This is a genomic window from Streptomyces sp. NPDC031474 (assembly GCF_055581185.1).
In genome coordinates this window covers 36,241-43,232 of sequence record NZ_JBVIJX010000041.1, presented here as the reverse complement: position 1 = coordinate 43,232, position 6,992 = coordinate 36,241, and the positions used below count along the sequence as shown (strand labels likewise).

Annotated in this window: 2 protein-coding genes; both read right to left on the bottom strand. The window is 68.3% G+C overall.

What is annotated here, in order from left to right:
- Window positions 1-517: 517 nt before the first annotated feature.
- On the bottom strand, window positions 518-2,263 hold the full coding sequence (locus ACZ5SK_RS45970) for a D-glucuronyl C5-epimerase family protein (RefSeq protein ID WP_334580192.1): 1,746 nt from the start codon (window positions 2,261-2,263) through the stop codon (window positions 518-520).
- Between the two features lie 111 nt (window positions 2,264-2,374).
- Window positions 2,375-6,790 (bottom strand): LamG-like jellyroll fold domain-containing protein, encoded by a 4,416-nt coding sequence (locus tag ACZ5SK_RS45965; protein ID WP_334580193.1) that lies wholly within the window; start codon window positions 6,788-6,790, stop codon window positions 2,375-2,377.
- Window positions 6,791-6,992: the final 202 nt, after the last annotated feature.

Sequence of the window (6,992 nt, the reverse complement as noted above, 5' to 3'; positions counted from 1 at the left end):
CCGCCGCCCCCGCGGCGGTGCCGCCGGCCAGCCGAATGAACCGTCTCCGGCCGTATTCGGCACGCCTCTTTCCAGCCATAACTCTGGTCCCCCCCCAAGGGTGTTGAGCAGCAGTGATCATTCAGATGATCTTGTTTGGCGGTGTTGTGGATCGTATGTGAAACCTGTGGGTTTCCGTGCGGGTCAAGAGAAGTTCAACCGAAGGTGTGGGAGGGGGCGTTGGGGCATAACGGTGCGTTGCGGGATGTTCGGCGAGAGGTGAGGGTGTTCTGTGATGGAAATGTGATCTGTCGAATGCGTCGGTGCCGGATATATGCGCATGGTGCGAAATCAAAAGCCGGTAAAGGATCGAAGCCGTTTAGCTGACTGTTCGCCGGGGGTGCTTTGGGTGTCCGGTGTGAGGAAACGGTGCTGGCGGCCGTGTGGGTCTGTGCGGCCAAGTCGCGGCTGACCCCCGGCAGATCGGGGGTGCGGGTGCCCCACAGGAGGTGAGGCACCCCGCCCCGCACGAGGTATGTCAGAGACCGTCGGTGGTGACGTCGTTCTGCCAGACCCAGTAGCCGGTGAGCGTGCCGGCGCTGATCCGCAGCATGTTGCGGCCGTTGATGGTCGCGCGCTGGTCGAAGGGCGCGTTGGAGGCGTGGTCCCACTGGACTGTCTTGGTGGCGCCGACCGCGCCGTCGGTGCCGTATTTGAAGACGTCGACGGGGGTGTTGGCGGGGAAGGTGAGGGTGCGGGCGGGCAGGTAGGTCTTGGTCCACCACTGGCCGCGCAGGAAGGCGGTGGTGTAGTTCTCGCCGACCCACCAGCCGGTGTAGGCCCCGGCGCTGATGCGGTAGTAGACGCCGCGGCCGTGGATGCGGCGGCGCATGGTGGCGGGCGCGGCGGTGGCCTGGGAGAAGGTGACCTGCTTGGTGGCGGTCTGGGCGTCGTCCTTGGCGGGGTCGTAGGCGCCGGTGGCGGTGGTGGCGTACTGGTAGAGGGTGTACGTGCCGGCGGCGAAGGCGACGGTGCCGCCGCTGGGCAGGTCGGTGGAGACCAGGTCCGGGTAGGGGTAGTCGTCCAGCAGCTGGTCCATGTCGCGGGCGAAGGTGTAGTGGCCGGAGAACCACTGCAGCTGCATGAACAGGTCGATGTGATGGTGGTGGTAGGACAGCGGCGCGATGCGGTGGGTGTTGCAGTAGTAGGAGAGCCAGCGGGTGTTGCGCAGCCGGGGGTAGTAGTTGCTGATTGTGGTCAGGCCGCCGTCCCACAGCTTCAGGGCCAGCTCGTTGCGGGTGTGCTGGTAGTAGTCCCACAGCCCGAACAACGCGAAGATCATCCCGTTGAAGGTGTAGTCCGAGGTGCCCGGCGCATCGATGGGGTACTCCTGGATCCAGAAGAAGCCCGCACTGTCCTTGTTGATCACCCACGGTTTGGCGTCGTCGGCGCGCAGCAGTGAGGCGAACGCGCCGTCGGCCGCTGCCAGGTATCGGGTGCGTTCTTCGTCAGTGATGTCGGCGAGCTGGGCGAGCTGGATGAACAGGGAGATCGCTTCGCCCTGGGCCATGCCGGAGTACCAGGGGGCGGTGAAGACCAGCCCGCCGTGCTCGCTGTGGGTGTAGTTGAACGGGTAGGGGAAGTACCAGGCGCCGCGGGTCTCGACCCGTCGGTCGATCTGCCGCTGGGCGTGGGCCTTGGCGCGGGTGAGGAACCACGTGTCACCAGTGGTGCGGTACGAGGCGAGGCAGCCCAGGCCGTACTGGATCTGCGTGACGGGGTGGTCGTAGAGCTTGCCGTCGCCGTTGATGAACACGTCGGGGTCGTTGTAGAACATGCGGACGCCCTGGGCGTCGACGTAGGCGCCCTCGTCGCCCTTGGCGACGGGCCGGTTGCGCCAGGGACGCAGTTCCTCTGGCACGTCGACGATGGTGTAGCCGGTGGCGTTGAACTCGAACGGCAGGGTGGTGGGGACGTCGTCCGCGGCTGTCTGCGGGTCGACGGTGCCGCCGGTGTAGGGGATGCGTCTGCTCGGGGGTGTGATCGTGCCGCTGGTGAACTGCTCCGGCGGCGGGCCCAGCGTGGTGGTCGGTGCAGGGGTGCGCGGCAGGCTGAGTACCTGGGACAGGGGGATCCCTGTGCGCGGACTCGGGGTGGGGCCGGCCAAGACGTCGGCTGAGGCGGCCGGGGCGCCGGCTCCCATGGCCAGGGCGCCGAGCGCGGTACCGCCGGTGAGGCGTATGAACTGGCGGCGGTCGACGTCGGTGCGCCGTTGACCTGTCACGTACAACTCCTATGCAAATAACGGGGGATTACCGATGGCATGGGGGAACTCCGGGGCCGTCGAGACGCTGATGCGCAGCACCGGGCGGCCCCGGAGAGATCGCGGTCCTGCCTACCAGCCGCTGCCGATCTGCTGGCGGGCGCTGAAGGCGGTGGCGGTGCGGGGGTAGAGCCAGAGGATCCGGGTGGTGTCGTCTCGGACGATGACGTCGGGGTTGCCGTCGCCGTTGAAGTCGCCGATGCCGGCGAAGGTGTAGCCGTTCCAGCCGGTGCCCAGCTGGGAGCGGGCGCCGAGGCCGTTGCTGCCGTTGCCCGGGTAGAGCCACAGGACGCCGCCTGTGTCGCGGGCGACGACGTCGGGGTAGGTGTCGGCGTTGAGGTCGACGACACCGGCGAAGGCGAAGCCGGTCCAGTCGGCGCCGAGCTGTACGGCCGTCCCCAGGCTGGCGCCGGTTCCGGTGCCGGGGAACAGCTTCAGGGTGCCGTCGGGGTGGCGGGCGACCACGTCAGGCTTGCTGTCGCGGTTGAAGTCGGGGGTGCCGGCGAAGGTGTAGCCGTTCCACCCGCTGGCGAAGTTGCTGACCGGGGTGAGCAGATCGTGCCCGGGGTCGCCGGGGAACAGGCGCAGGGTGCCCGAGGGCGCGCGGCCGACGAGGTCGGCGTAGCCGGCCTTGTCGAAGTCGCCCATCCCGGCGAAGGCGTAGCCGGAGAGACCGGAGCCGATGTAGAGCGAGGAGGTGGACCAGCCGCCGCCCCCGTTGCCCGGGTAGAGCCACAGGCTGCCGCCGGCATCCGCGGCGATCAGGTCGACCTTGCCGTCGCTGGTGTAGTCGCCGACGCCGGCGAAGGTGTACGGCGCGGTGGCCAGGTTGACGTTGCCCATGGTGCCGACCTGGGTGGCGCTCAGCGGGGCCCCGTTCCAGACCTGTACGTCGGAGAGGTTGCCCTTGAAGTACGAGGTGCGCGCGTCGTTGTTCAGGCTGTTGCCCAGGGTGAAATTGCCCGTGAAGCCGGAGATCGCGGTGTGGGAGCCGCGGGCGACCGGACGGTCGTCCATGTACAGCGTCATGGCCTTGGACGTGGGGTCGTAGGTGGCGGTGATGTGGGTCCACTGGCCGATGATGGCGCTTCCGCCGGCGATGCAGTCATAGCCGCGGGTGGCGTCCGAAGTGGCCAGGCAGAACCCCCACTGCTTGTTGGACTGGGGATAGAGCAGGAAGCCGGAGTTGTGCACGCCGTCCTGGGAGGCGACGACCCCGCCCACGGTGGCGGGCTTGACCCACGCCGACACGGTGAAGGACGCCGACAGCGACAGCGCCGCGTTCGAGGTCATGGCACCGGTGGCGCCGTCCAAGGCCAGGTTGGGGGAGAAGACGTCGTCGTCGGTGTCCCAGGTGGCGCCGGTGCCGCTGCCGGTGAGGTTCAGCCCGGCTGAGGTGTCGGCGGCGCTGGCAGCGGCGCCCTCGGTGTTGTCGCCGAGCCGCCAGGCGTGGCCGGGGGCGATCAGGGTCTGCGCCGTCTGTCCGGTGAGAGTTCCGGCGGTTGCGTTGAAGATGCGTGCGGTGCTGGCGCCGTTGGAGGAGACGGTCCGCAGGTCCGGGGTGCCGTCATCGTTCAGGTAGGCGGCCTGCAGGACCGGCAGGGACGCGGAGGTGTAGCCGCTGCTCGCGATCTGCAGCGGGGTGACCGGGATTTCGAGGGCGAGGTCTTGTAGCTGTTGCGGGGTGTAGTAGTACAGCGCGCCGGTGCTGGTGTTGCGGGCGAACAGTGCGGGCAGCCCGTCGATGAGACTGGAGGTGATGGTCCAGCCGGTCCAGTTGCCGGTGCCGGTGGGGTTGGTGCCGCCCAGCGGCCAGGCGTTGTCGATGCCGCCGAAGGCGCCGGGGGCGGGGTTGCCGGGCTCGTCCCACAGCTTTCCGCCCGCGATCAGGAGCAGGTCGGGGTAGCCGGTGGCGGGTTCGCCGTTGAGGGTGTGGTAGAGGTTGCCGCCGCTGGCGATGCTGGTGGCCTTGTTGCCGGCGTAATCGATGAAGGTGGTGTCATTGACGTTGATCTGGTCGCCGCTGAAGGGGCGTAGTGCCGAGCCGTCGCCGCTGCCGTACAGCACCGCGCCGCTGCCGGTGGTGGGGTTGTAGTCCAGGACGTCGTTGAAGCCGGCACCGGTGTGGAAGTGTCCGATGACAGCCTGGGTGCCGTTCCAGTCCGTCGGCGAGCCCGCGCCGTTGGCGCCGGTGCCCTGCACGCCCAGGTCGGTGGCGCTGGTGGTCAGCTGCCCGTCGCTGGTGCCGTGGGCCAGCCACAGCCCACTCGACAAGCCTGCCTGGGCACCCACCGAGGTCAGGTCGGGGACCCCGTCGCCGGTCAGGTCGCCGTCGTCGGCGGTGGCCGCAGGGGCGGCGATGAGGATGCAGTTCGCGGTGTCGCCGATGTTGCCGCCGGCCGAGATCGCGGTGACGGTCAGCACGTTCGTGCCCCGGGTGGGGGTGACGCTGATGGTTGTGCTGGACCCGGTGCTGGCCAGGGAGACAGGAGTCGTGCCGTTGAGCTGGTAGAGGTAGCTGGAGGTCGTGCCGCCGGAGGCGTTGGGCGCCAGGGTGAAGCTGGCCGCGGTACCGACCTGGTAAGAAGCCGGGCTTGCGTCGTCACCGCAGTCGTACGCGGAGGCGTCGGTGATGTCCGGGGCTCCGGGCCGGCTGGCATCGAACTGGAACTTGCATGTGGCGGAGACGGGCGAGGTGTAGGTGCCGTCGGAGGCGGTGACGTTCCATGTCACCCCCAGTGGCGAGCCGCCGGCCGCGGCCTCCAGCACGGACTTCTTCAACACGTAGGCGGCGTTCTTCCCCGACACCGCGGACACGGTGGGCTTGGCGATCTGCGCGCCGCCGCTCGTCTTGGTGACGTTGAAGGTGGTGGACAGGGTGCCGCCGTCGGGGTCGGAGACCTTCGCATAGAGGACCACGTCGCCGTCGCCGACGGTCTTGACGGTGCTGGTGCAGGTGGTGGCAGGCGAAGTGACCAGCGCAGAGGGCTTGTTCGGGCGGTGGTCGTAGGTGGTGGACATGGAGAGGGTGGCGTGGTCGAACTTCTTCCACCCGTACTTGTCCAGCTCGTCACTGGCTTTCAGACCCAGGGTGAGGCTGCTCAGGTTCGCGTCGTCGGCGACGTTCTGCATGTGCGAGGTGACGTCGAAGCCGAGCGACTGCGCCGGGCAGGAGGAGGAGTAGCCGTACGCCACCGTCTTCGTGCCCCACTGGGCCGTCCAGGCCGGCTGGTCGTTCCAAGTGGTGCCGGAGTCGATCGGGCCGGTCTGCCACAGCTCCACCGGGGTCGCGGTGCAGGAGGGGGCGTATGTCTCGGTGGCGTAGAAGTGCGAGTCGATGACCGTCGCCCCGAAGAGCCGGCTGTCCACGGAGAACTTCGCGTACGCCTGGGACTTGTGATACGGGGTCTCCCAGCCCTCGTAGCCCACATGCATCCCGGTGGAGCTGGTGTCCTTCCAGAAACTGGTGTCAGGGAAGGCGGAGTTGACCCAGGTCCAGCTGCTCACCGTGCCGCCCGCGGCACTGTAGGTGGGATCGATGTAGACCGGGTACACCGTCGAGGAGGACGACAACAGGCCCGCGTTGGGGGTCAGACGGATGCCGCCCGAGGCGTATGCGGCGGCGACTGGCGCGATGTGCGCGCCCGCGCCGGGTTTGTCGGTGTCCGAGGCTGCGGTCTTGCCGGCGGACAGTGCGCTCGGACCGGCCGCCTTGGCGGTGGCGGAATCCCACATCTGCGGGGCGGGGGCGGAGAACACCGTGCGGTGTGTGGCGTCCTGTGCGGCGATGTTGCCCGCTTTGTCGACGGCGAGTGTCACGTTCTTGGTCTTGGCGGGGAAGACCAGCGTGTCCAGGGCCGGGTTGGCGGCCGCGGCGGCGTTCTTGACGACGAGGACCTCGGAGAAACCGCCCTGGGCATCCGCGGTGACCTTCAGATCGACTCCGGCCAGGACGTCGGAGTAGGTGGCGCTGGAACCGTCCAGGCTCGGGACGGGCAGCGAGCCGATCGAGGCCGGCGCCGTCAGGGACAGAGACCGGCCGTGGTCCTTCATCACCGCCAGCGGCCCGTCCCCGCCACCCGACAAGGTCAGATCCGCCGTGGCAAGAGACGGGACGACGGTGCCGTCGGAGCGCCGGACCAGCGTGGCATTCAGCGGCTTCCAGGCGCCGGAAGCGTACTTGCGCACGGGTGCGATCGACTGGGTCAAGGTGAACGTGCCGTCCGGATTGGCCGTTTCCGATTCCGTCGGCGTGGTCGCCGCCTGGACGGCCACCGCCTTGCCAGTGGCCTGCGCCTTGGCCGAGGCCCGCGCCTCGTCCAGAGGCAGCGGTGATGACGAAGCCTCAGGTGCCGCATCGGCGCGGGCAGCCGCCACCGCACCGCTGGACAGCGACAACGCGCTGAGCGCGGCAGCCAGCGCCGCGCTCAGCAACCTTCTGCGCAGGGTGGATCTCACCGTCAGGTACCCCCAGGTCTGGTCGGACATGATCCGACATGCCGATCGGCGCTCCAGTGGACAGGCTTTTCGTTGTCTGCGGCAGAGCTGATTGATGTGGAGATGACCTGACATATCCGAGTCGAGAAGGAAGTTTTGCGAATTCTTGGCTTCTGATTGTGGAGAGTTGCCGGATTTGATCACTGTCCGGTCGCTCGCCTGCTCTGCGATAGTCGCCCGCGCGGCAGCGGCT